Source organism: Nocardioides sp. GCM10023255 (assembly GCF_042653125.1).
Classification (GTDB): Bacteria; Actinomycetota; Actinomycetes; order Propionibacteriales; family Nocardioidaceae; genus Nocardioides.
Window position 1 is genome coordinate 180492 of sequence record NZ_JBHSHU010000013.1, and the last position, 21456, is coordinate 201947.

General features: G+C 71.9%; 23 protein-coding genes and 1 tRNA gene. 11 read left to right on the forward strand and 13 right to left on the reverse strand.

Annotation, left to right across the window (positions count from 1 at the left end):
- The first annotated feature begins 93 nt into the window (after positions 1 to 93).
- The 4 genes from ACFO9I_RS21825 to ACFO9I_RS21840 all read left to right on the forward strand — a co-directional run bounded on the left by ACFO9I_RS21825 (position 94) and on the right by ACFO9I_RS21840 (position 3734).
- Positions 94 to 783 (forward strand): uracil-DNA glycosylase, encoded by a 690-nt coding sequence (locus ACFO9I_RS21825; RefSeq protein WP_379184780.1) that lies wholly within the window; start codon positions 94 to 96, stop codon positions 781 to 783.
- A gap of 28 nt (positions 784 to 811) precedes the next feature.
- Positions 812 to 1804 (forward strand): potassium channel family protein, encoded by a 993-nt coding sequence (locus ACFO9I_RS21830; protein WP_379184782.1) that lies wholly within the window; start codon positions 812 to 814, stop codon positions 1802 to 1804.
- 76 nt (positions 1805 to 1880) lie between these two features.
- On the forward strand, positions 1881 to 2642 hold the full coding sequence (locus ACFO9I_RS21835) for a dioxygenase (RefSeq protein WP_379184784.1): 762 nt from the start codon (positions 1881 to 1883) through the stop codon (positions 2640 to 2642).
- 78 nt (positions 2643 to 2720) lie between these two features.
- Positions 2721 to 3734: a hypothetical protein gene (locus ACFO9I_RS21840; protein WP_379184785.1), complete on the forward strand. Its 1014-nt coding sequence runs from the start codon at positions 2721 to 2723 to the stop codon at positions 3732 to 3734.
- Here the strand turns inward: ACFO9I_RS21840 and ACFO9I_RS21845 are convergent.
- A complete protein-coding gene (locus tag ACFO9I_RS21845) occupies positions 3728 to 4699 on the reverse strand; it encodes an aldo/keto reductase (RefSeq protein WP_379184787.1) in 972 nt (323 codons plus the stop codon). The two genes, ACFO9I_RS21840 and ACFO9I_RS21845, sit on opposite strands and share 7 nt — an antisense overlap.
- 110 nt (positions 4700 to 4809) lie before the next feature.
- Here ACFO9I_RS21845 and pdxY point away from each other — a divergent pair, with 110 nt between their 5' ends.
- The 4 genes from pdxY (at position 4810) to ACFO9I_RS21865 (ending at position 8190) form a co-directional block, all read left to right on the forward strand.
- On the forward strand, positions 4810 to 5670 hold the full coding sequence (pdxY, locus tag ACFO9I_RS21850; RefSeq protein WP_417608181.1) for a pyridoxal kinase PdxY: 861 nt from the start codon (positions 4810 to 4812) through the stop codon (positions 5668 to 5670).
- Between the two features lie 72 nt (positions 5671 to 5742).
- On the forward strand, positions 5743 to 6348 hold the full coding sequence (locus tag ACFO9I_RS21855; RefSeq protein WP_379184790.1) for a DUF305 domain-containing protein: 606 nt from the start codon (positions 5743 to 5745) through the stop codon (positions 6346 to 6348).
- A 76-nt stretch (positions 6349 to 6424) separates the two neighbouring features.
- Positions 6425 to 7240: an MEDS domain-containing protein gene (locus ACFO9I_RS21860; RefSeq protein ID WP_379184792.1), complete on the forward strand. Its 816-nt coding sequence runs from the start codon at positions 6425 to 6427 to the stop codon at positions 7238 to 7240.
- Entirely contained in the window at positions 7237 to 8190 is a 954-nt protein-coding gene (locus tag ACFO9I_RS21865; protein ID WP_379184794.1) for an MEDS domain-containing protein, read from the forward strand. The genes ACFO9I_RS21860 and ACFO9I_RS21865 overlap by 4 nt, the downstream gene beginning before the upstream one ends.
- Before the next feature lie 490 nt (positions 8191 to 8680).
- Here ACFO9I_RS21865 and ACFO9I_RS21870 read toward each other — a convergent pair.
- The 3 genes from ACFO9I_RS21870 to ACFO9I_RS21880 form a co-directional block, all read right to left on the reverse strand.
- Positions 8681 to 8753 (reverse strand) — tRNA-Thr (locus tag ACFO9I_RS21870).
- A gap of 94 nt (positions 8754 to 8847) precedes the next feature.
- Positions 8848 to 9762: a transketolase family protein gene (locus ACFO9I_RS21875; protein WP_379184796.1), complete on the reverse strand. Its 915-nt coding sequence runs from the start codon at positions 9760 to 9762 to the stop codon at positions 8848 to 8850.
- Positions 9759 to 10424 (reverse strand): thiamine pyrophosphate-dependent enzyme, encoded by a 666-nt coding sequence (locus ACFO9I_RS21880; RefSeq protein WP_379184798.1) that lies wholly within the window; start codon positions 10422 to 10424, stop codon positions 9759 to 9761. Before ACFO9I_RS21880 ends, ACFO9I_RS21875 begins: the two co-directional genes overlap by 4 nt.
- 52 nt (positions 10425 to 10476) lie before the next feature.
- Here ACFO9I_RS21880 and soxR point away from each other — a divergent pair, with 52 nt between their 5' ends.
- Together soxR and ACFO9I_RS21890 are read left to right on the forward strand one after the other, a co-directional pair.
- On the forward strand, positions 10477 to 10917 hold the full coding sequence (soxR, locus tag ACFO9I_RS21885) for a redox-sensitive transcriptional activator SoxR (protein WP_379184799.1): 441 nt from the start codon (positions 10477 to 10479) through the stop codon (positions 10915 to 10917).
- A 9-nt stretch (positions 10918 to 10926) separates the two neighbouring features.
- Positions 10927 to 12132, forward strand: coding sequence for a DUF4032 domain-containing protein (locus tag ACFO9I_RS21890; protein ID WP_379184801.1), 1206 nt, complete (start codon positions 10927 to 10929; stop codon positions 12130 to 12132).
- A gap of 123 nt (positions 12133 to 12255) precedes the next feature.
- On the opposite strand, the gene ACFO9I_RS21895 is transcribed toward ACFO9I_RS21890, so the two are convergent.
- Both ACFO9I_RS21895 and ACFO9I_RS21900 read right to left on the reverse strand, forming a co-directional pair.
- Entirely contained in the window at positions 12256 to 12771 is a 516-nt protein-coding gene (locus ACFO9I_RS21895) for a GNAT family N-acetyltransferase (protein ID WP_379184803.1), read from the reverse strand.
- A 34-nt stretch (positions 12772 to 12805) separates the two neighbouring features.
- Complete coding sequence (locus ACFO9I_RS21900) at positions 12806 to 13432, reverse strand: TetR/AcrR family transcriptional regulator (protein WP_379184805.1); 627 nt, start codon at positions 13430 to 13432, stop codon at positions 12806 to 12808.
- Between the two features lie 66 nt (positions 13433 to 13498).
- On the opposite strand from ACFO9I_RS21900, the gene ACFO9I_RS21905 reads away from it, so the two are divergent.
- Positions 13499 to 14095 carry a TIGR03086 family metal-binding protein gene (locus ACFO9I_RS21905; RefSeq protein ID WP_379184807.1) on the forward strand — a complete coding sequence of 199 codons (597 nt, stop codon included), beginning with the start codon at positions 13499 to 13501 and terminating at the stop codon, positions 14093 to 14095.
- A 34-nt stretch (positions 14096 to 14129) separates the two neighbouring features.
- Here the strand turns inward: ACFO9I_RS21905 and ACFO9I_RS21910 are convergent, their stop codons facing one another.
- From ACFO9I_RS21910 to ACFO9I_RS21940, 7 genes are all read right to left on the reverse strand, one after another.
- Positions 14130 to 15278: an acyl-CoA dehydrogenase family protein gene (locus tag ACFO9I_RS21910; RefSeq protein WP_379184809.1), complete on the reverse strand. Its 1149-nt coding sequence runs from the start codon at positions 15276 to 15278 to the stop codon at positions 14130 to 14132.
- 54 nt (positions 15279 to 15332) lie between these two features.
- The gene (locus ACFO9I_RS21915) at positions 15333 to 15938 is read right to left on the reverse strand and encodes a cysteine hydrolase family protein (protein ID WP_379184811.1); all 606 of its coding nucleotides are present in this window, start codon (positions 15936 to 15938) and stop codon (positions 15333 to 15335) included.
- Between the two features lie 91 nt (positions 15939 to 16029).
- Positions 16030 to 17520: a purine-cytosine permease family protein gene (locus ACFO9I_RS21920; RefSeq protein ID WP_379184813.1), complete on the reverse strand. Its 1491-nt coding sequence runs from the start codon at positions 17518 to 17520 to the stop codon at positions 16030 to 16032.
- A gap of 446 nt (positions 17521 to 17966) precedes the next feature.
- On the reverse strand, positions 17967 to 19010 hold the full coding sequence (locus tag ACFO9I_RS21925; RefSeq protein ID WP_379184815.1) for an LLM class flavin-dependent oxidoreductase: 1044 nt from the start codon (positions 19008 to 19010) through the stop codon (positions 17967 to 17969).
- Between the two features lie 2 nt (positions 19011 to 19012).
- Complete coding sequence (locus tag ACFO9I_RS21930) at positions 19013 to 19234, reverse strand: tautomerase family protein (protein ID WP_379184817.1); 222 nt, start codon at positions 19232 to 19234, stop codon at positions 19013 to 19015.
- Between the two features lies 1 nt (position 19235).
- Positions 19236 to 20723: an aldehyde dehydrogenase gene (locus ACFO9I_RS21935; protein ID WP_379184819.1), complete on the reverse strand. Its 1488-nt coding sequence runs from the start codon at positions 20721 to 20723 to the stop codon at positions 19236 to 19238.
- Entirely contained in the window at positions 20716 to 21447 is a 732-nt protein-coding gene (locus ACFO9I_RS21940) for an alpha/beta fold hydrolase (RefSeq protein ID WP_379184821.1), read from the reverse strand. The genes ACFO9I_RS21935 and ACFO9I_RS21940 overlap by 8 nt, the downstream gene beginning before the upstream one ends.
- Positions 21448 to 21456 lie beyond the last annotated feature (9 nt).

A 21456-nucleotide genomic window follows, 5' to 3' on the forward strand; every position in this document is an offset into this window, starting at 1 on the left:
CGGTGACTCCTGTACTTGTCGGCCGAAGCAACGGTCGACAAGCAACGGAATCACCGGCCAGCCGGTGACTCCTGCACCTATACCGTGACCACCATGAGCGCGCTGGCAGGCCTGGTCGACCGCGGACTGATGGCCCCCGACTGGGCCGAGGCGCTGGCGCCGGTCGACGAGCGGATCGCGGCGATGGGCCGGTTCCTGCGCGACGAGGTCGCGGCGGGGCGCGGCTACCTGCCGGACGGCGACCGCATCTTCCGCGCGTTCCAGCGCCCGCTGGCCGACGTGCGCGTGCTCGTCGTCGGGCAGGACCCCTACCCGACGCCCGGGCACCCGATCGGGCTGAGCTTCGCCGTCGACGCCCACGTCCGGCCGGTCCCGCGCAGCCTCACCAACATCTACACCGAGCTGCGCTCCGACCTCGGGCTCGAGACGCCCGCGCACGGCGACCTCACCGCCTGGGCCGACCAGGGGGTGATGCTGCTCAACCGCGCCCTCACGGTCCGCCCCGGCGAGGCAGCGAGCCACCGTGGCCGCGGCTGGGAGGAGGTCACCGAGTGCGCCATCCACGCGCTCGTGCGACGCGGTGGAGCGCTGGCCGCGATCCTGTGGGGCCGCGACGCGCAGGGGCTCCGGCCGATGCTCGGCGCCGTGCCCTCGGTCGAGTCCGCGCACCCATCGCCGCTCTCGGCGAGCCGTGGGTTCTTCGGCTCGCGCCCGTTCAGCCGGGTCAACCAGCTGCTCGTCGACCAGGGCGGCAGCCCGGTGGACTGGCGACTTCCCGCCTGAGGGTCCGCGCGGGCGCTACGGTCACGGCGTGAGCAGCGTCCGCCGCATCGTCGTCGCGCTGACCGCGCTGGTGGCGGTCACCGTCTTCGGCACGGTCGGCTACCTGTTCCTGGGCTTCACGCTGCTCGAGGCGGTCTACCAGACCGTCACCACGGTCGCCACGGTCGGCTTCCGGGAGGTCCGGCCGCTCACGACGGCCGGGATGGTCTTCACGATCGTGCTGATCGTCGTGGGCGTCGGCACGGTCCTCTACAACCTCGGCGTGCTGCTCGAGACCGTCACCGAGGGCCAGCTCCGCCAGCACCTGGAAAGGCGACGCATGGACGCACGCATCGCAGCCCTGCGCGGGCACGTGATCATCTGCGGCTACGGCCGCGTCGGTCGCGCGGCGACCGACTTCCTCACCTCCGCCGGGCACGAGGTCGTGGTGGTGGACACCGACCCTGCCCGCCTCGCGGACCTGCCCGAGGGGGTGGCCCACCTCGTCGGCGACGTCACCGAGGACAGGACGCTCCGGGAAGCGGGGATCGAGCACGCCCGCGCGGTCGTGGTCGCGCTCGACACCGACGCCGACACCGTCTACGCCACGCTCTCCGCCCGGGCGATGCGGCCCGACGTGGTCATCGTGGCGCGGGCCCGGACCACGGGCTCCAAGACCAAGCTGCAGCTCGCCGGCGCGACCCGGGCGGTGAACCCGCAACGGATCGGCGGGCGGCGGCTCGCGGTGTTCGCGCTGCAGCCCGACGTCGCCGAGTTCTTCGACGTGGTGATGCACGACGAGAGCGTCGACTGGCGGGTCGAGCAGGTGCCGGTCGCGGCCGGCTCCGCCACGGCCGGTCGGACGATCGGCGCGCTGCGACTGCGCGAGCGGACCGGTGCGCTGCTCCTCGCCGTACGCCGCTCGGCCGACGACGTGCTCGTGCCCAACCCGCCCGACGACCTGGTGGTCCCGGCGGGCGCGGTGCTGATCGCGCTCGGCACCCAGGCCGAGCTGGACGCCCTGGCCGACCTGGCCCGGTGACCGCGTGGGCTGGACGGCGTACCTCCGATGGAATAAAGTTCAAGATTCAACCATTGGAGTAGACGTGAACGATCGCATGCCCGCCCTGTACATCGGCCACGGCGCCCCTCCGCTCCTCGACGACCCCACGTGGTCCGGCGAGCTCGCCGCCTGGGCGGCCGACCTCCCCCATCCGAAGGCGATCCTCATCGTCAGCGCCCACTGGGAGTCCGCGCCGGTGAGCCTGAGCGCGAGCGGCGCCCCGCTGGTCTACGACTTCGGGGGCTTCGACGCGAAGTACTACCGGATGACCTACGAGACGCCGGACGCCACCGCGCTCGCGGAGCGGATCGCGAAGCTGATGCCGGCGTCCGAGCCGGTGCACCAGCACGCCAGCCGCGGGCTCGACCACGGCGCGTGGGTGCCGCTGAAGATCATGTACCCGGCCGGTGACGTGCCGGTGCTGCAGATGTCGCTGCCCACCCACGACCCGGTGCGGCTGATGAAGCTCGGCGAGCGCCTGCGCCCGCTGCGCGACGAGGGCGTGCTGATCATCGGCTCGGGCTTCCTCACCCACGGCCTGCCGTTCCTCACGTCCTGGCGGCTCGACGCCGAGGCGCCCGGCTGGTCGAGCGACTTCGACGCCTGGGCCGCGGACGCGCTGGCCAGGGGCGACGTCGACGAGCTCGCGAACTACCGCGCCCACGCCCCCGGGATGCCGTACGCCCACCCCACCGTGGAGCACTACACCCCGCTGTTCGTCACGCTCGGCGCCGCGACCGACCCCGAGGAGCCGGGCATCCAGGTGATCGACGGGTTCTGGCTGGGGCTCTCGAAGCGGTCGCTGCAGGTGGCCTAGGGCCCGGGACAACCTTCCCGGCCCTCACGGCGTCTCTGGTACGACGGGACCCTGACCCTCGAGACCTGGAGACGTGCCGTGCGCTGGACCAAGCCCCTGCTCGGCGCGGTCGCCGTGGCCGTCCTGCTCCTCGGGACGGCGATGGTCAGGCTGACGGGCTCGACGTCCTGGGACCTGCCGACCGGGCCACCGGTCGCGTCGCCCGCGGAGGTCGTGTTCGCCACCGGCGAGGAGCTGCACGTCGGGTCGCGGACGTACCCGATCCGGCCCGCGCCGCAGACGATGGTGAGCACCGCCGGCGGCCTGTACTACCTGGCCGAGGGGGTGCTCTACCGGTGGGGACGGGACCGTTCCGCGAGGATCGCGGACATCGGCGGGATCGGCTGGCTCTCGACCACGGCCGACGGTCGCTACCTGGCGTTCGTGGACTACGAGCACGGGCCGAGGAACGCGCACGGCAGCCGGATCGCGCAGACGGTCGTGTTCGACACGAGCACCGGCCGGGAGCTGGTGCGCGACGCGACCGGGAACGGGGACCGGACCAGCACCGAGGACCTCTCGGACCTGTACAGCGAGTCCACCCCGACCGTCCTGGGCTTCGACGACGACGCGGTCTACGCCCAGACCGCCAAGGGTGGCGCGATCTCGCGGTGGGACCTGGACACCGGGAAGCGCAGCGACCTGGGCGACCTGGCGTACCCGGTCACCGAGAACCGGCCGGGCGGCCCGCTCGTCGACTTCGATCTCGTCCACGGCGTGCCGCGCGAGACCCCCGGTGCGGGCGTCGGAGCCTATGCCGGCCGCCGGTCACCCGACGGGAGCCGGCTGGCGTACACGCTGGTGGGACGGCTGGTCGTGCACACGGCCGGGGAGCGCGAGCCGGCGAGCATCCCGGTCGGGGGGCGGCAGTTCGTCCTTGCCGGCTGGCTGGACGCCGACCGGTTCTACGGCCTCGGCGTCGACGAGGCCAGGGGCACCGCGCGGGTGCTGGTCTGCTCGGCGTCCGCCCTGCGCTGTCGCCCGGCGAGCAGCCCGGTGCCGGCGGAGGAGGGCACGCTGCCGGTGTTCACCACGGGCGACTTCCCCTACTGACCCGGCCCGGACCCGGTGGTCTCGTCCAGCTCCACCAGGTCCTCGGCCGACGGCTCCCAGCGCAGCGCGGCGGCGTTGGTGCGCACCTGCTCCCCCGAGGTGGCCCCCGCGATCACCGACGCCACGGCCGGCTGGGCCGCGAGGCCGGCGATGGCGACGTCGGTCACGGACAGGTCGCGGTTCGCGGCGTACCGCTCGACGGCCTCGATCCGGTCCCAGTCCGCGTCGTGCAACCACTGCGCGCGGGTCGGGTCCAGGTCGGCACGCGAGCCGGCGGGGGCGCCCTGGCCGCGCCGGTACTTGCCGGTGAGCAGGCCGTGCTCCAGCGGGAAGTACGGCAGCACCCCGAGCCCGAAGGCCTCGCACGCCGGCACGACCTCCTCCTCGATCGACCGCTCGAGCAGCGAGTAGCGGTTCTGCACGCTCACGAACCGCTCCAGCCCGGCCGAGCGCGCGGTCCAGTCGGCGTCGGCCACCTGCCAGCCCGCGAAGTTCGAGCAGCCCAGGTAGCGGACCTTGCCCTCACGCACCAGGTCGGTGAGCACCGAGAGCGTCTCCTCGACCGGCGTCACCTCGTCCGGCACGTGCAGCTGGTAGAGGTCGATGTGGTCGGTGCGCAACCGACGCAGCGACGCCTCGACCGCCCGACGCACGTAGTGCCGCGAACCGCGCACGCCGTGGTCCTGGCCGTTGTCGCCGCGCATGTCCATGCCGAACTTCGTGGCGACCACGAAGTCGTCGCGCTGGCCCAGGAGCGCCTCCCCGAGCAGGTCCTCGCTCGAGCCCGGCGGGTTGCCGTACACGTCGGCGGTGTCGAGCAGCGTGACACCGGTGTCGCGGGCCGCGGCGAGGATGCCGCGCACCCCGTCGAGGTCCACCCGTCGGCTGAACGCGTTGCAGCCGATCCCGACCGCGCTCACCATCAGGCCCGAGTCGCCCAGCGGGCGGTAGGTCATCTCGCTCATGGCGCCAACCTACGAGGTGGATGAGAGGCGGGTCGGCGTCGTACGCCGCGCGGCCGGCGACCGGTCGGCGACCGGTCGGCGGTTTGCCCGCGCCGGCCGCCACGAGGAGGATGCGGCGGGTGAAGATCCTGTCCATCCAGTCCTCGGTGGCCTACGGGCACGTCGGCAACTCCGCCGCCGTGTTCCCCCTGCAGCGGCTCGGCCACGAGGTGTGGCCGGTGCTGACCGTGCACTTCTCCAACCACACCGGGTACGGCGAGTGGCGCGGCCCGCTGCTCGCGCCCGACGACGTGCGTGAGGTGATCGCCGGCATCGGCGACCGTGGCGTGCTCGGGGAGGCCGACGCGGTGCTGTCGGGCTACCAGGGCGACCCCGCGGTCGGCGCGGTGATCCTGGACGCGGTGGCGCGGGTCAAGGAGCTGAACCCCGACGCCGTCTACTGCTGCGACCCGGTGATGGGCGACGTCGGGCGCGGCATGTTCGTGCGACCGGGGATCCCGGAGTACATGCGCGACACGGTGGTCCCCCGGGCCGACATCGTCACGCCCAACCACTTCGAGCTCGACTTCCTCGCCGGCCGGACCACCCGCACCCTCGACGAGGTGCTCGAGGCCGTCGACGCCGTGCGCGCCAGCGGCCCCCGCGACGTCCTGGTCACCAGCGTGCTGCACGACGCCGTGCCGGAGGGGTCGCTGGACCTGGTGGCCGTCTCCGACGAGGGCGCCTGGGCCGTCACCACCCCTCTGCTGCCGATCACCCCGAACGGCTGTGGCGACGTCACCGCGGCGCTCTACCTCGCCCATCTGCGGACGACGCGCTCACCGGAGCAGGCGCTCGCCGCCACCGCCTCCTCGGTGTTCGCGGTGCTCGAGGCGACGATCGCCGCCGGCACCCGGGAGATCCAGCTGGTGGCCGCCCAGGAGGCGCTGGCCGACCCGCCCGCCAGGTTCGAGCTGCGCCGGCTGCGCTGAGAGGCCCGACGCACCCCCGGGCCGGGTCGTTCGGCCCGGGGACGGCCGCCCGCCCGCGCGTAGCGTGAAGGCGTGAGAAGGCGAACAGCGCCCGCGGCCGCAGCCCTGCTGGCGACCCTCGTCCTGGCCCTCGGCGGTTGCAGCTCCGACAGCTCGGGCAGCGGCGCCGGCCACGACGACGCCGACGTGGAGTTCGCAGCCGAGATGGTGCCCCACCACGAGCAGGCGCTGCGCATGGTGGCCATGACCCGGGGCCGGGACGTCAGCCCCGACTTCCGGCGGCTGACCCGGCAGATCCGCGCGGCCCAGGCCCCGGAGATCCGCACCATGCAGGGCTGGCTCGACGACTGGGGCTTCCAGTCGGACGACGGCATCACCGGACACATGCACGGCGACGACCAGATGATGGGTGGGGACTGGAACGGGTCGATGATGGGCGGGGCCGGCGGCCGGCTCTCGATGCACGGCCGCGACTGGCACCGTCTCGGCGGGGCGCCCGGCCGCACCTTCGAGGACATGTGGCTGCGGATGATGATCCGGCACCACCGGGGCGCGATCGCCATGTCGAGGGACGAGGTGGCGCACGGCGAGTTCCCCGACGCGATCGCGTTGGCCCGGCACATCGAGGAGAGCCAGCAGGCCGAGATCGACCAGATGCGTCGGATGCTGGCCGGCTGACCCCGGCGGGTCGTGCCGCCGGGATGCGCCCTCGAGCAGGGTCGCCACCACGACGCACCGGAGTACCGTTGGAAGGGTGAGATCCCCCGGCTGGCGCCCTGGGTGGGACGGGCATCTGGTGCTGCTCTACGACGAGGAGCCGCAGCGGCGCGCCGGCGTCACCTCGTGGGTGCGCCGCGGCCTGGAGCTGGGCTCCAAGATCCTCTACACCCAGCCGCCTGACGACCCCGCCGACGAGGGGCTCCCGGCGCTGCTCCAGGGCTACGCGGACGCCCTCGAGGCGCTCGCTCGCGGGCAGATCCAGGTCGTCCCGGCCGACTCGTCGACGTACGACCCGGGCTTCATCGAGACCGTCGTCGACGGGGCTCTCACCGAGGGGTACCCGTCCGTGCGATGGTCCGGCGACGCCTCCACCGCCCTGGGGGTGATGTCCCCCGACGAGCACGAGACCCTCGAGCAGGCGACCGACCAGCTGTGCGCGACCCGGCCGCTCTCGGTGCTCTGCCAGTACCCCGCCCGCGAGTCCCGGGACGCCCTGGGCTTCCTGAGCCGCGCACACGGTGCGGGGTTGCGTGAGCAACGCTTCCAGGCGGTGCCGGTGGAGGGCGGGCTGGCCGTGGCCGGCGAGCTGGACGCCACCAACTACGAGCTCCTGCGGATCCTGCTGATCTCGGCCACCGCCGGGGCCGGGCACGACCCCTTCGTGCTGGACCTCAGCCGGGTCGACTTCCTCGACCTGCCGGGAGCGCGGGCGTTGCTCGTCGGCACCCTCGACCACCGCAGCGGCGGGGGCCGGGTGCGGCTGCACGCGCCACAACCCCATGTGGCGCACCTCGTCCGCCTGCTCGGACTCGACCAGGCAGAAGGAGTCGACGTGGAGGAGACACGATGACGAGCCCCGGCGACACCCACCCGGCGTACCGTCACGGCCTGCTGGTCCACGACACCGACGAGCAGCTCGTCGAGGGCACCCGTGCGTTCGTCGACCTCGGCCTCACGTCGGGAGGGGACGTGCTGGTGCACGGATCCCGGGACCGGGTCGCCCTGCTCCGTGAGGCGCTCGGCACCCACCCCAGGCTCGCCTACGGCTTCGACGAGGACCTCTACCAGTCGCCCGTGCCCACCCTGTTCAGCTATCAGCGCACGCTCGCCGAGCGGCCCACGCCCACCCAGCTGTGGGTGGCCGGGACGGTCCCGCTCGGCCTCGACGCCACCCGGCAGGCCGCCTGGCTCCGGTACGAGTCGGCGGTGGACGAGGCGTTGGGCGCCTTCCCGTTCGCCGCGCTGTGCACCTACGACACCCGCACCCGTCCCGACGCGGTCATCGCGGGCGCGCTCGCCACCCACCGCACGGTCAACGTCGACCTCGTCGAGCGGGAGAACCCGGAGTACGTCGCGCCGGCGGCGTTCCTCGACGACCCGCTCGCGCGGCGGCTCGAGGCACCGGCAGCCCCGCCGTCCTCGACCACGGTGATCCACGACCTCGAGCACCTGGCGGCCGCGCGGGACCTGGTGAAGTCCGCGGCCTACGAGCACAGCGCCGTGTCCGCCCAGGTCATCGAGCAGCTCCGGGTCGCGGTCACCGAGGTCGTCTCGAACGGCCTCCTGCACGGCCGGCCTCCGGTGCGCGTCTGCCTGTGGACCGAGGTGGCGAGGCTGACCTGCCTCGTCGAGGACGCCGGCCCCGGGCACCTCGACCCGATGACCGGCTACCGGCGTCCCACAGGACCGGACGCCATGGGCCTGTGGGCGGCTCGTCAGATGGTGGACGACCTGTTGATCGAGAGCTCGCCCACCGGTGGTTGCCGGGTCCTCATGACCGTCACGGACCAGCCGCTCTGACCGGGTCGTGCCGCCGGGGAAGGGTCGCACAGCCGGGAGCTGGGCCGGCGAGGCATCAGTAGGACCTTCCATCGGCGTAGCGCTGGCGCCGCCAGTGCCGACCTCTCCCCTTGTTGCGGCTCTTGGAGGTGGGCAGCTGGGAGTCGCAGCTCGGGCAGACGAGTCTCAGGTTCTCACGTCGGTTGTTCGTCGAGTCTCCGACGATGTGGTCCAGGACCAGCGTCAGTGGCGCGTCGTTCCAGACCGGGGGCCCATGGCAGATCGCACATCGCCCCGATTGCTCTTCCGTCAGGTGACGACGCACGTAGTGCCCCGGCTGACTGCCCGGGTTCGCGACACCGGTGGCGAGCCATGCGGCCACCAGGAGGGTGCGCTCGCTCTATCGCTGGCAGGCGTTGCTGCAGCAGACACGGGCACGTCGGCCCGGCATCACGACGCCACACCCGCGACACTCGAACATGTGCCCGACCGTAGGACCGGCCACCGACAGAGCCGCGTGAGAGAATCGAACTCTCGACATTCGCATTACAAGGGCGACGCTCTGCCAACTGAGCTAACGCGGCCTGCACCTCACGGCGCGAGGCAATCCTAGACAGCCCTGTCGCGGTGACAGCGTGCGGCTCGGCCGCCACGGTCATCGGGGCAGCGCTTTCCGGCTCAGGCGGCCGCGGCCAGGAACCCGTCGAGCGAGCGCCGGATCCCCGCGGCGTCCAGGCCGTGCGCGCGGACGTGGTCCTCGGCGGTGCCGTAGCGCCGCAGCTCGGACCGGCCGACGCCCAGCGCGAGCAGCCGGTGGGGCACGTCGCGCAGCGCGTCGGCGACCACGTGGGCCGAGGTGCCGGCCAGCCACGGCTCGACCAGCACCACCTCGGGCGAGCCGATCACCGAGCGCAGGCCACGGGCGTCGAACGGCCGCACGGTGGCGGCGTACAGCACCGTGGCGTCCAGTCCCGCGGTGGCGGCCAGCACGGCGTCGAGCACCGGCCCGAGCGCGACGACGGTCGGCCCCGCCCCACGGCGTACGACGTGGAACCGGCCGGGCGCGTGCGGGAAGGACCGCGCGTTGGTCTGCTCCACGACCCGCACGTAGTGCAGCCCCGAGCCGGCGACCGTGCTGCGGAGCACCGCGTCGACCTCGGTGGCGGTCGAGGGCGCGTGGATCGCGACCCCCGGCAGCGTGTCCAGCAGCGCGACGTCGCCCGGCGCCTGGTGGGTCCGGCCACCGCCCGCGATGTCGAACGACCCGCCGGACCCCACCAGCACACCGCCGACGTCCTGGTGCCCGAAGCCGAGCTTCACCTGCTCGAAGGCCCGCTCCACGAGGAACGACCCGAAGGTGTGCACGATCGGTCGCATCCCGGTCAGCGCCATCCCGGCGCCCACGTTGACCAGCAGCTGCTCGCGGATGCCGACGTTCACGACCCGGTCGGGGTTGCGGCGCTCGACCTCGCCGAAGAACTGCCCGGAGATCTCGGCGTACACCAGGGCGACCGACAGGTCGCTCTCGACGAGGTCCGCGGCGGTGCGGGCGAACTGTGTCCGGTTCGAGGTGACCCGGCTCGAGGTGGTCATCGCTTCTCCTCCACGACGGCGACGACCGCGTTGGGCCGTCCGATCTCACGGTGGGACAGGGCCTTCTCCAGCACGTCGTGGTCGCGACCGTCGACGGTGACGGCGTGCCACCCCTCGACGGCGAACCGCTGCTCGATCCGGCCGGGCACGGCGTACGACGAGGACCGGTTGTCGACCACCACGACGGTGAGCGCGTCGAGGTCGAGGGCGGCTGCCAGCTCGAGCGCCTCGTGGTTGCTGCCCTCGTCGAGCTCGGCGTCGCCGACGAGAACCACGACCCGCGACCGGATCCCCTGTGCCCGGAGGCCCAGGGCGGTGCCGACGGCCAGCGGCAGCCCGTGACCGAGCGAGCCGGACGCGATCTCGACCCCCGGCACCAGGTTCCGGTCCGGGTGGTGGCCGAGGGGCGAGTCGAAGGACGCCCAGCCGGTCAGCCACTCCTCGGGCAGGAACCCCTGCGCGCAGAGGACGGCGTAGTAGGCCATCGGGCCGTGGCCCTTGGACAGCAGGAAGCGGTCCCGGCGCTCGTCGCCGGCCGTCTCCGGGCTCAAGTCCAGCACCCGCTCGTAGAGCACCCGGATCACGTCCAGGGTCGACGTGGCGGCGGCCGAGTGCTTCTCGTCCCCCGTCATCAGGCTCATCAGTCGCTCGATCTCGTTCACGGGACGATCGTCATAGTTGAAGTTCGCTTGAAGTCAAGCGATGATCTCGGGCATGACCCAGCTGACGATCGGGCAGCTCGCCGAGCGCGCCGGCGTGGCCACCTCGGCGATCCGCTTCTACGAGTCGCGTGGACTCATCAGTTCGGTGCGCACGACCGGCAACCAGCGACGCTTCGAGCAGGCCACGCTGCGCCGGATCGCCTTCATCCGGACCGCCCAGCGGGTGGGCCTGAGCCTGGAGGAGGTGGCCGACGCGCTCGGCACCCTCCCCGACAACCGGACCCCGACCAAGGCGGACTGGTCCCGGCTGAGCCGGGCCTGGCGGCCCCGCCTGGACGAGCAGATCGAGCGGCTCGAGCGGCTGCGCGACAAGCTGGACGGCTGCATCGGCTGCGGCTGCCTGAGCCTGCGCACCTGCGCGCTCAACAACCCCGACGACGAGGTGGCACCCCGCGGGCCCGGGCCGGTGTTCCTCGAGCCGGCCAGGTCCTAGGCTGCAGGCATGGCGCTGCGGATCGTCACCAGCAGGCCGGACCCGTCCGTCGTGCGGCTGCCCTGGTCGACCCCGCTGGAGGACTGGACCGACGAGTTCGTCGTGCCGCTGCCGCGAGGCCTCTCCCGGCACGTGGTCCGGATCGTGCGGCTGCGCGACCGGACGTACGCCGTCAAGGAGACGGTCGAGGAGATGGCCTTCCGGGAGTACCGCCTGCTGCGCGACCTGCAGCGGATGGGCCTGCCGGCGGTGGTGCCGCAGGGCGTGGTCACCGGTCGCGTCGACCCGGACGGCGAGGAGCTGCCGGCGGCCCTGCTCACCCAGCACCTCGAGTTCTCGCTCCCCTACCGGAGCCTGTTCTCCCACGGCCTGACCGCCGACAACCTGCCGTCGCTCGTCGACGCCCTCGTGGTGCTGCTGGTCCGGCTGCACCTCGCCGACTTCTTCTGGGGCGACGTGTCGCTCTCGAACGTCCTGTTCCGGCGCGCGGCCGGGGGCTTCGCGGCGTACCTCGTCGATGCCGAGACCGGCGAGCTCAAGTCGAGCCTGTCCCGGCAGATGCGGGAGTACGACCTCACCGTCGCCACCGAGAACGTGTTCGCCGAGCTGCTCGACCTCGAGGCCAGCGACTCGCTCGACCACGAGGTGCACGCGGCGGAGATCGTGGAGCTGCTCGAGACCCGCTACCAGGCGCTGTGGACCGAGCTGACCGCCGAGGAGCAGTTCTCGGCCGACGAGATGTGGCGGATCGAGCAGCGCATCGAGCGGCTCAACGACCTCGGCTTCGACGTCGACGAGCTCGACATCGTCACCGACTTCGACGGCGACCTGGTGCGCATCCAGCCCAAGGTCGTCGAGGCCGGGCACCACCGGCGCGAGCTCCAGGCGCTGACCGGTCTGAACGTCGAGGACGCCCAGGCCCGCCGCCTGCTCAACGACATCGCGTCGTTCACCGCGCACGCCGACCTGGGCCGCGAGGACCGCACACTGGTCGCCTCCCGCTGGCTCAGCGAGTTCTACGACCCGATCATCAAGCTGGTGCCGCCCGACGCCCGCGGGAAGCTCGAGCCGGCCGAGATCTACCACGAGATCCTCGTGCACCGGTGGTACCTCTCGGAGCGGGCCGGCCACGAGGTCGACATCTTCGACACCGCCCGCGACTACATCGCCAACGTGCTCACCAAGAAGCCCGACGAGGCGGTCGCCGCGGACTGACGGTCGAGTCGGCGCAAGCTCGACGCGAAAACAGCTCGAGTCGGCGCAAGCTCGACGCGAAAACAGCTCGAGTCGGCGCATCCTCGTCGAGCCCGCGCCGGCGCGACGTACGTCTCAGAGGGGTCAGACCGGCCGGGTCCAGATGCGGAGAGTGGTGTCGACCGTCCCGTTCCGGTACGGCCGGGGCGGCCCGGTGGGCCGGTAGCCCATCGCCTGCCAGAAGGGCTCGGCCACCTCGGCGTTGGTCTCGACGATCGCCGCGCGCAGGGTGTCGACCTCGGGCCATCGCCCGACCTCCGCGAGCAGCTGCTCGTGGACGCGCCGCCCGACGCCGCGGCCGTGGCTCGCCGCCCGGACCTGGAGGAGGCCCACGTGGGCGCAGGTCGGCTTCGGCCAGCCGACCAGCAGGTCGACCACCGCGACCAGCTCGTCGGGCTGCTCCTCGGCGTAGGCGCCGAGCACGATCTTGCGATCCGCCGGGAAGCCCGGCGGCCTCCCGAGCAAGAGCGCGCGACCTTCACGGGGGCCGGCCGGCCGCCCGCTGACGCGCTCGGAGTAGCCCGGATCGGCCTCGACGATCGCCTGGACGGCAGCCGCATCGCGGACCGTGAGACGACGCAGCCGGATGGTCCCGGTCACGAGCAGCCCCGCTCCGACCCGACCCCAGGACGCCTCACGGCGCATCCCCCTGCGGCGGGGCTAGCCTCGCGACCAGGTGGTCGACCAGGCCGTCTCCCTCCGGCCAGGGGAAGGCCGGGACCGCCGCGCGCAAGGACACGTAGCCGTGCAGGCTGACCCAGAGGGCCGTCGCGTCGACGATCGCTCGACCCTCCGGCCCCGAGGACTGCCGGTTCACCGCGTCCAGCAGGCGGCCGAACGCGCTCCCACCGAGCAGCTCCTCGACGCTCCGCGGCGCACTCATGGCCGCGTCCGCGTCCACCCGGTGCCGCCCGAACATGACTCGGTAACGCTGGGGACGGGCGCGTGCGAACCCGACGTACGCCTCGCACAGCGAACGAAGCGAGACCTCGGCACCGGCCGACACCGGAACAGCGTCCAGCGCGGCGTCGAGCTCGGCGAACGCCTCGGCGACCACGGCGGCCAGGATCGCGTCGACGTCGTCGAAGTGCGGGTATATGGACGGCGCGGCGATGCCGAGCCTCCGCGCCACCCCTCGCAGCGTGACCGCATCCTCACTTCCCGTCTCCTCCAGCAGGGCCGAGGCGGCCTCGACGATCTCGTCCCGCAGCCGCGCCCCCTCACCGCGCCTGTTGCGGGTACGCCGCACCTGACTGGTCACCCCTTGACCTTACAGGCGTTAGGCGACACAATTCACCTAACAGTCGTTAGGTAACTTGGAGGAACCATGGCCCACGCCACGACCGACGTCGTCGACGAGATCGCGCGAAGCCTGGCGACGACCGGCGCTGTCGTCGCCGGGATCGGCGAGGACCAGTGGGTCCTCGGGACCCCGTGCGAGGGCTGGACCGTCCGGACCGTCCTCAACCACACCGTGGGCGGGATGCGGATCTTCGCCGCCGAGCTCGAGGGCCTGCCGCCCGGCGCCGACCACGAGGCGGACTGGCTCGGGTCGGACCCCCGGACCGCCTTCGCCGAGGCGGCCCACGCCGATGCGACAGCCTGGCGCCGACCCGGCGCCCTGGGCGGAACCGTCACCCTGGGGATGGGGACCCTCCCGGCTCCCATGGCCGCGGTCATCCACCTCACCGAGGTTCTCGTGCACGGGGTCGACCTGGCTGTGGCGACCGGTCAGCAGCACCTCCTCGACGAGGCGTCGTGCGAACGACTCCTGGCCACGATGCACGCGATGGGTGGCGTCGACGCCTACCGCCAGCCGGGCATGTTCGGTCCCGAGGTCGCGGCACCCGCCGACGCTCGCCCGCACGAGCGGCTGCTGGCGTTCCTGGGCCGCACCGTCTCGACCGCGCCGGCGACCGTGTGATGGTCAGGGCCCGCCGGCCCGGCCGTCTCGCTGCTCAGCGGAGCAGGTCGCGCCCGATGACCATCCGCTGGATCTGGTTGGTGCCCTCGAAGATCTGGGTCACCTTGGCGTCGCGGAAGAGCCGCTCCACGGGGTAGTCGCGGGTGTAGCCGTTGCCGCCGAGCACCTGGACCGCGTCGGTGGTCACCCGCATCGCCGCGTCGGTCGCGGTCAGCTTGGCGATCGAGGCCTGCCGCGAGAACGGGCGGCCGGCGTCCTTGAGCCGGGCCGCGTGGAGGTACGTCGCGCGCGCCCGCTCGACCTCGGCCGCCATGTCGGCGAGCAGGAACTGCAGACCCTGCTGGTGGCCGATCGGCTTGCCGAACTGCTCGCGCTCCCCGGCGTACGCCACCGCGTGCGCGAGCGCTGCCTGCGCGATGCCGGTGGCGACCGCGGCGATGCCGAGCCGGCCGGCGTCGAGCGCCGAGAGGGCGACCCGCATGCCGGCCCCTTCCTCGCCGATGAGCTGGGCGGCCGGGATCCGGGCTCCCTCGAAGATCACCTGGGTCGTGACGTCGCAGGCCAGGCCCATCTTCTTCTCGGGGGCGCCGAAGCTCATCCCGCCGGTGTCGGCCGGGACCACGAACGCCGAGAGGCCGCGCTTGGCGTCCTCGGACGTGCGCGCGAAGAGGATGTAGTAGTCGGCGCAGGAGCCGTTGCTGATCCACTGCTTCGTGCCGGTCACGACGTAGTCGTCTCCGTCGCGCACGGCCTTGGTGCGGATCCCCGACACGTCCGAGCCGGCCTGGGGCTCGGAGAGGCAGTAGGCGCCCAGCCAGTCGCCGGAGAGCATCTGCGGCAGCCAGCGGTCGACGACCTCCGGGCTGCCGTTGCCCGCGACCACGGAGGCGGTCAGCGAGTGGACGCTGGTGCCGACCCCGACGCTCGGCCAGGCGGTGGCGATCTCCTCGACCACCTGCAGGTAGACCTCGTAGGGCTGCGCTCCCCCACCGTGCTCCTCGGCGAAGGGCAGGCTGAGCAGGCCGGACTTGCCCAGCAGCCGGTACGCCTCGGCCGGGAACACGCTTTTCTCCTCGGCCTCCGCGACCTGGGGCGCAAGCTCCTTGGTGGCGATCTCGCGGGTCAGCTCGAGGAGGGCCTCGGCCTCGTCGGTGGGCAGCAGGCGGTCGACTGTGGTGGGCACGCTCCCGATCCTAGATCGCGCTCCTCCGGACAGGTCAGGCCGGAGCGGAGCTCGTCAGACGTGCCTCGCCGCCGCCCCCGTCCCCGGCGCCTGCCCGCCGGGGCCGATGAGGTCGCGCATGGTGACGACACTGATGAGGGGACTGTTCGCATCCATGATCCGCAGGGCCGCCTCGTGGAGCTCCGGACCGGCTCCGGCGCACGCGTCCGAGACGACCTGCACCTCGCGTCCGGCGTCGGCCGCGGCGAAGGCCGTGGCCAGGACGCAGCACTCGGTCGCCACCCCGCACAGCACGAGCGGCGCATCGCCCACGACGCCCTGCAGCCGGTCCCCCCACTTGCCGAACGTCGGCTCGTCGACCACCGGCGTGCCGGGCGGCGCGTCGACCGTGATCTCCCACCAGGCGCTGTCGGCGGCCACCCGGAACTGCGACCACCTCTCGTAGTAGCGCTGCCAAGCGCCCGGCTCCTCGGGGTCCCGGACGAAGCGCGTGAGCACGACCGCGCCGGAGAAGCGCTCGACGAGTTGCTCCACGTTCTGCTCGGCCCGGCGGTAGCCCTCGGCGGCCCAGCCGCTCGCCGGGTCCGAGAACGCCCGCTGCATGTCGATGACCACCAGCCACGGCGCCCGCCCGGTCGTCGCGACGACTTCCTGGTCCATGCGCTCCTCCATCGTTGCGGCTGTCACGGGACGGACGTGGTCCCCGACGCTGGCCTGACGGCCGGCGACGGGGACCGCGGTGGACCTCCTGCTACAGGGACGACTGCACCTCGGGGCTGGGCTGGGGCAGCACCTCCGAGCCGGCGAGGGCGTGCGAGTGCTCGTGCGCCCGCGCCTTCCGGTGCCACAGCGGCGGCAGCTTGTAGGTGGCCACGAACGCGATGGCACCGGCCGCGAAGCCGACGAAGTAGGACAGGTCACCCCACTCGGGGTGCGCCTCGGCGACCGGACCCACGAAGAAGGACAGGTTCCAGAACGGCAGGGACGCGACGGCCCCCACGACCCACGCGACGAACCCCCACTCCAGGACGCGTCGGGCGTCGTAGAGCTCCGCGATGCGCTCCCGGTCGTGGCGATGCCCCAGCACGTAGTCGAGCAGCAGGATCGCGCCGAACGGGGCGATGAGGTAGGCGCCCATGAACAGGAAGTTCTTGAACTTGGCCTCGAAGCTCTCGTCGGCCCACAGGCTGATGACGTAGGCGGCGGCGCAGATGATGACGACGGCCGTGCGCCGGCTGACCGGGATGCGCAGCGTCTGGACCGAGATGGCGCCGCCGTAGACGTTGAGGAAGTTCTGGGAGAACGACGAGATCAGGACGATGAGCAGCGCGACCACGTGGAAGGGGCCGGTGAGCCGTTCCAGAGCGGCGATCGGGCTCTCCCCGGCCGCCGCGGAGCTGCCGAGCAGCGCACCTGCGATGCCGAGCCACGCCAGCGAGACGAAGTTGCCGGCGAAGGTCCAGAAGCCCGTCGCGCGGTTGACGTGGTCCTCGTCCGGCAGGTAGCGCGAGTAGTCGGAGGCGAAGGGCCACCAGGCGATCAGGAAGGAGAGGAAGTAGCCCGAGAAGGTGATCCAACCGCCGACCCCGCCGATCCAGTACGCCGCCTGAGGATTCGTGCCGAAGCCACCCTCCCAGCCGCGGCTGACCGACACCACGGTGATCATCAGGAAGCCGAAGAACAGCACGACAGCCAGGATCCGCTCGAGGTAGTGGATCATGTTGTAGCCGTAGACGGCCACCACCAGCTGCAGGGAGACCAGGCCGAGCGCACCCACCCAGAACGGGATCGCGGGCGCCAGCGTCGTGAGTGCCTGGGCGCCGAGGATCACGGTGACCGCGGCCCAACCGATGCCGGCGAAGACGTTGACGTAGGCCACCGGCACGAAGTTGCCGAAGAAGCCGAGCGGTCCGCGCGCCTGGATCTGCTGGGCGACGCCGAGACGACCTCCCATGCGCGAGAGGACACCCATGACCACGGAGCCGACGAAGCTACCGGCGACGATGGCGGTGACGGCGGCCGTGAGCGACAGCCCGAAGCTGACGCCGACGAAGCCGAGGACCATGATCGGGAAGTTCATCCCGGCCGCGAACCAGATGAAGAACTGGGACACGGGCTTGCCGTGCCGCTCGGAGTCCGGGATCGCGTCGACGCCGTAGGGCTCGACCGCCGCGACCTTGTCTCGGTAATGGAGGTCCGCAGCCAGCTCGCCCGTGGGGGCGTGAGAGACGTCCAGGTTCACATCGCTGCCTTTCTGCTAGTTCCGCGGCATCGGGCCACCTGGGCCGACGCAGCGCTCCGGGGGCTCCCAGCAGACTGCGCCTGCCTGTGACTGTAGTCACGCCCTTCTTGCATGCCACAGACGCTAGATCTTGCATGCCACAGAGGTCAATAGCCCGGGACAAGTTTGTCGCCGATTTCTTCCTCTAGCCCGCTCATCAGGCCACCCAACCGTCTCCGCACGGCAGTTCGGCACCAAGAATCACTCCCGATCACCCTGACCTGCTCGAGTGCCTGTTGCATACAACAGCAGGTTCGGTGGCGCGCGAGCCCGGGATCGTGATGGATCACACCGGTGTGTGAATGCCGAGCGAGAGCCCCGCAATGAGCGATGGCCGGCCACGGACCTCGTCCGTGACCGGCCATCGCCGGAGGCACGCCGCAGCGCACCGAAGAGGCTGTGTCGCCCTACTGGAAGGCGGGCACGACCTCCTTGATGAAGAGCTCGAGGGACTTCCTCTTCTCCTCGTGGGGGAGGCTGTTGTCGCACCAGAAGCTGAACTCGTCGACACCGAGCTCCTCGTAGTGACGCAGTCGCTCGATCACCTCGTCGGGGGTGCCGATCATCGCTGTCCGGTGCAGGGACTCGAGCTCGAACTCGGGCCGCTCCGCGAACTTCGACTCCGGACTCGGCTCGAGGAACCCGTTGACCGGCGTGGTCTTGTTCCCGAACCAGGCGTCGAAGGTGCGGTAGAAGCGCGAGATCGCCTCGGCCGCCGGGCGCCATCCCTCGGGATCGTCCGCGGAGTGCACGTGGGTGTGGCGGAGCACCATCAGCTCGGGGCGCGGGACCTCGGGATGGTTGCCGACGGCCGTCTCGAACTTCCGCTTCAGGTCCTCGACCTCCTCGTCGCCCTTCATCAGCGGCGTGACCATGACGTTGCAGCCCTCGCGGACGGCGAAGTCGTGGGAGTCGGGGTCACGGGCGGCGATCCACATGGGCGGCGTCGGCTGCTGCACGGGCTTGGGCACGCTGGTCGAGGTGGGGAACTGCCAGATCTCACCGTCGTGGGCGTAGTCGCCCTGCCAGAGCTGTCGCACGGCCGGGACGAGCTCGCGCAGGTGCTTGCCCCCGTCGGTCGCAGGTAGCCCGCCGGCGAGCCGGTCGAACTCGAACTGGTAGGCGCCCCGGGCCAGGCCCACCTCCGCCCGGCCGTTGCTGATCACGTCGAGCAGGGCGGTCTCGCCCGCGACCCGGATCGGGTTCCAGAACGGCGCGATGATCGTGCCGGCACCCAGGCGGATGGTCGAGGTCTGCCCCGCCAGGTAGGCGAGCAGCGGCATGGGGCTCGGGGAGATCGTGTACTCCATGGCGTGGTGCTCGCCGATCCACACCGTGCTGAAGCCGCCGGCCTCGGCCGTCAGTGTGAGCTCGGCCAGGTTCTCGAAGAGCTGGCGGTGGCTGACCTCCTCGTCCCAGCGCTCCATGTGCACGAACAGTGAAAATCTCACGACTACTCCTGGTTCTCTCTCTGAGTGGCTCGGACGGCGTCCATCTCGCTGAGCGTGACGTCGCTGGTGGCCCAGTGCGACCGCGGTACCTCGCGGACGATGACCCTGACGTGCTCGGACCTGGTTCCCGCGGTCCGCAGCACGGCTTCGTGCACCTCGTGGATCAGGTCCCTCACCTGCTGCGAGGTGCGGCCCTCCGCGAGGGTGACTTCGACGAGCGGCATGTCAGCTCCGCATCACGAACGGATCGGCGACGGGGTCCTCGCTGGTGTTGATCCACACGCTCTTGAGGCGGGTGTACTCCTTGATGGTCTCCGTGCCGTGCTCGACGCCGACCCCGCTGCTCTTGAAGCCCTGACGCGGCGACATGGGCGACATCGCGCGGTAGGTGTTCACCCAGATCGTGCCGGCGTCGAGGCGGGCAGCCATCCGGTGCGCACGCGAGAGGTTGCGGGTCCACACTCCGGCCGCCAGCCCGTACTCGGTGTCGTTGGCCAGCCCGACCACCTCGTCCTCGGTGTCGAACGGCATCACTGCCGCCACCGGGCCGAAGATCTCCTCGCGCACGACGCGCATGGAGTTGTCGACGTCGACCAGCACGGTCGGCTCATAGAAGAAGCCGCCGAGCCCACCGTCGGTCGACCGGCCACCGGTGAGGACGCGGGCGCCCTCGGACCGGCCGAGGTCGACGTACCCGGCCACCTTGTCCCGTTGGTCCTCGAACGCCAGCGGGCCGAGCTCGGTGGCGTCGTCGAGCGGGTCACCGATCCGGATCGTGCGGGCGCGCTCGGCGACGCGCTCGAGCAGCTCGTCGTGGACCGACCGGTGGACGAAGACCCGGCTGCCGGCGATGCAGGTCTGCCCGGCGGCCGCGAAGATCCCGGCCACCACACCCATCGCGGCGTTGGCGACGTCGGCGTCCTCGAACACGATGTTCGGGGACTTGCCTCCCAGCTCCAGGGTCGAGCCGATGAAACGGCTGGCGGTGCTGGACGCGATCCGCGACCCGGTCGCGGTGCTGCCGGTGAAGGAGATCTTGGCCAGCCCGCGGTGGTCCACCAGTGCCTGGCCCGCCTCGGCGCCGAACCCGGTGACGACGTTGACCGCTCCCGGCGGGAAGCCGGCCTCGACCGCGAGCTCGGCAAGCCGGAGGATCGTGGCCGAGGTGTGCTCCGACGGCTTCACGACGACCGTGTTCCCTGCGCAGAGGGCGGGGGCCAGCTTGCTGGTCGTCAGCGTCAGGGGCGAGTTCCACGGGGTGATGGCACCCACCACCCCGAGGGGTTCCCTCGAGGTGTAGTTGAGGACCCGCCGGTCGGAGGTGGGGATGAAGTCCCCGTGGATCTTGTCGGCGAGGCCGGCGTAGTAGTACCAGTACTCAGGGAGGGTCGCGAGCTGGCCCCGCATCTCGCGCAGCAGCTTGCCGTTGTCCTGCGTCTCCATGCGCGCGAGCTCCTCGGCGTTCTCGCCGATGAGGTCGCCGAGGCGACGCAGCAGGTGTCCGCGCCGGGTGGCGCTGAGGTCTCGCCATCGGGGATCCTCGAAGGCCTCGCGCGCGGAGTCCACGGCGCGCCCGACGTCGGTCGCGTCGCCTCGGGCGGCTAGGTAGTTGACCGCGCGCGTCGCCGGGTTGGTGCTCTCGAAGTGCGCGCCGGCGGCGGGCTCGACCCGCTCGCCCCCGATGAAGTGCTGGAGCTGCTGGGTTTCAGGCATGGACCTCTCCTCCGATGAAGGTTGTCAGGCAGTCGACGAGCTCACGGGGGCGCTCGACGGGGAGCATGTGGCGTGCGCCCGGGACGACCACCGCACGGCAGTCGGGGATCGCCGCCGCCAGCCGGCGGGTCATCTCCGGGGTCGAGCCGGGGTCCTCCTCCCCGGTCACGGCCAGGGAGGGCGCGGTGATGTCGGCCAGCCGGGGGGCGAGGTCGGCGTCCCCCGTGGCGAACACCCGATAGCAGCTGAGGAAGCTGGCGGGGTCGTTGCCGAGGAGGGTCCGCTCGGTCCGTCCCACGTCCGAGGAGCTGACGGTGGTCCCGTCGTACCACCGTCGGACCGACGCGGCGGCACTCGCCGCGAAGTCCCGCTCGGCGACCGCGAGGCGCTGCAGCACGGCCTCGCGTTCGGCGGGCGTACGCCGGCACACCGAGCTGACCGACGTCAGGGTGGCGACCAGCTCGGGACGATGGACGGCCAGGTGCTGGGCGACCAGCGCGCCCAGGGAGAAGCCCACGAGGTGGGACCCGGGCGGCACGTCGTCCGCGACCCCCTCCGCCAGGTCGGCCAGGCTGACCGTGGCGTCCACGGGGGGACGCGACCCGTGGCCGGGAAGGTCCGGCGCCACCACGTCGTAGTCGTCGCGCAGCAGGGAGGCGACCGCTGCCCACGTGGTGTGGTCGAGACCCACCCCGTGCAGCAGGACCACCGTCGGCTTGTTCATGGCTGCCTC

Excerpts from the sequence above, each read along its gene's own strand:
- ACFO9I_RS21825 (WP_379184780.1), top strand. The coding sequence starts at position 94 with ATGAGCGCGCTGGCAGGCCTGGTCGACCGCGGACTGATGGCCCCCGAC.
- ACFO9I_RS21835 (WP_379184784.1), top strand. The coding sequence starts at position 1,881 with ATGCCCGCCCTGTACATCGGCCACGGCGCCCCTCCGCTCCTCGACGAC.
- ACFO9I_RS21845 (WP_379184787.1), bottom strand. The coding sequence starts at position 4,699 with ATGAGCGAGATGACCTACCGCCCGCTGGGCGACTCGGGCCTGATGGTG.
- pdxY (WP_417608181.1), top strand. The coding sequence starts at position 4,810 with ATGCGGCGGGTGAAGATCCTGTCCATCCAGTCCTCGGTGGCCTACGGG.
- ACFO9I_RS21865 (WP_379184794.1), top strand. The coding sequence starts at position 7,237 with ATGACGAGCCCCGGCGACACCCACCCGGCGTACCGTCACGGCCTGCTG.
- ACFO9I_RS21875 (WP_379184796.1), bottom strand. The coding sequence starts at position 9,762 with ATGACCACCTCGAGCCGGGTCACCTCGAACCGGACACAGTTCGCCCGC.
- soxR (WP_379184799.1), top strand. The coding sequence starts at position 10,477 with ATGACCCAGCTGACGATCGGGCAGCTCGCCGAGCGCGCCGGCGTGGCC.
- ACFO9I_RS21890 (WP_379184801.1), top strand. The coding sequence starts at position 10,927 with ATGGCGCTGCGGATCGTCACCAGCAGGCCGGACCCGTCCGTCGTGCGG.
- ACFO9I_RS21905 (WP_379184807.1), top strand. The coding sequence starts at position 13,499 with ATGGCCCACGCCACGACCGACGTCGTCGACGAGATCGCGCGAAGCCTG.
- ACFO9I_RS21915 (WP_379184811.1), bottom strand. The coding sequence starts at position 15,938 with ATGGACCAGGAAGTCGTCGCGACGACCGGGCGGGCGCCGTGGCTGGTG.
- ACFO9I_RS21930 (WP_379184817.1), bottom strand. The coding sequence starts at position 19,234 with ATGCCGCTCGTCGAAGTCACCCTCGCGGAGGGCCGCACCTCGCAGCAG.
- ACFO9I_RS21935 (WP_379184819.1), bottom strand. The coding sequence starts at position 20,723 with ATGCCTGAAACCCAGCAGCTCCAGCACTTCATCGGGGGCGAGCGGGTC.
- ACFO9I_RS21940 (WP_379184821.1), bottom strand. The coding sequence starts at position 21,447 with ATGAACAAGCCGACGGTGGTCCTGCTGCACGGGGTGGGTCTCGACCAC.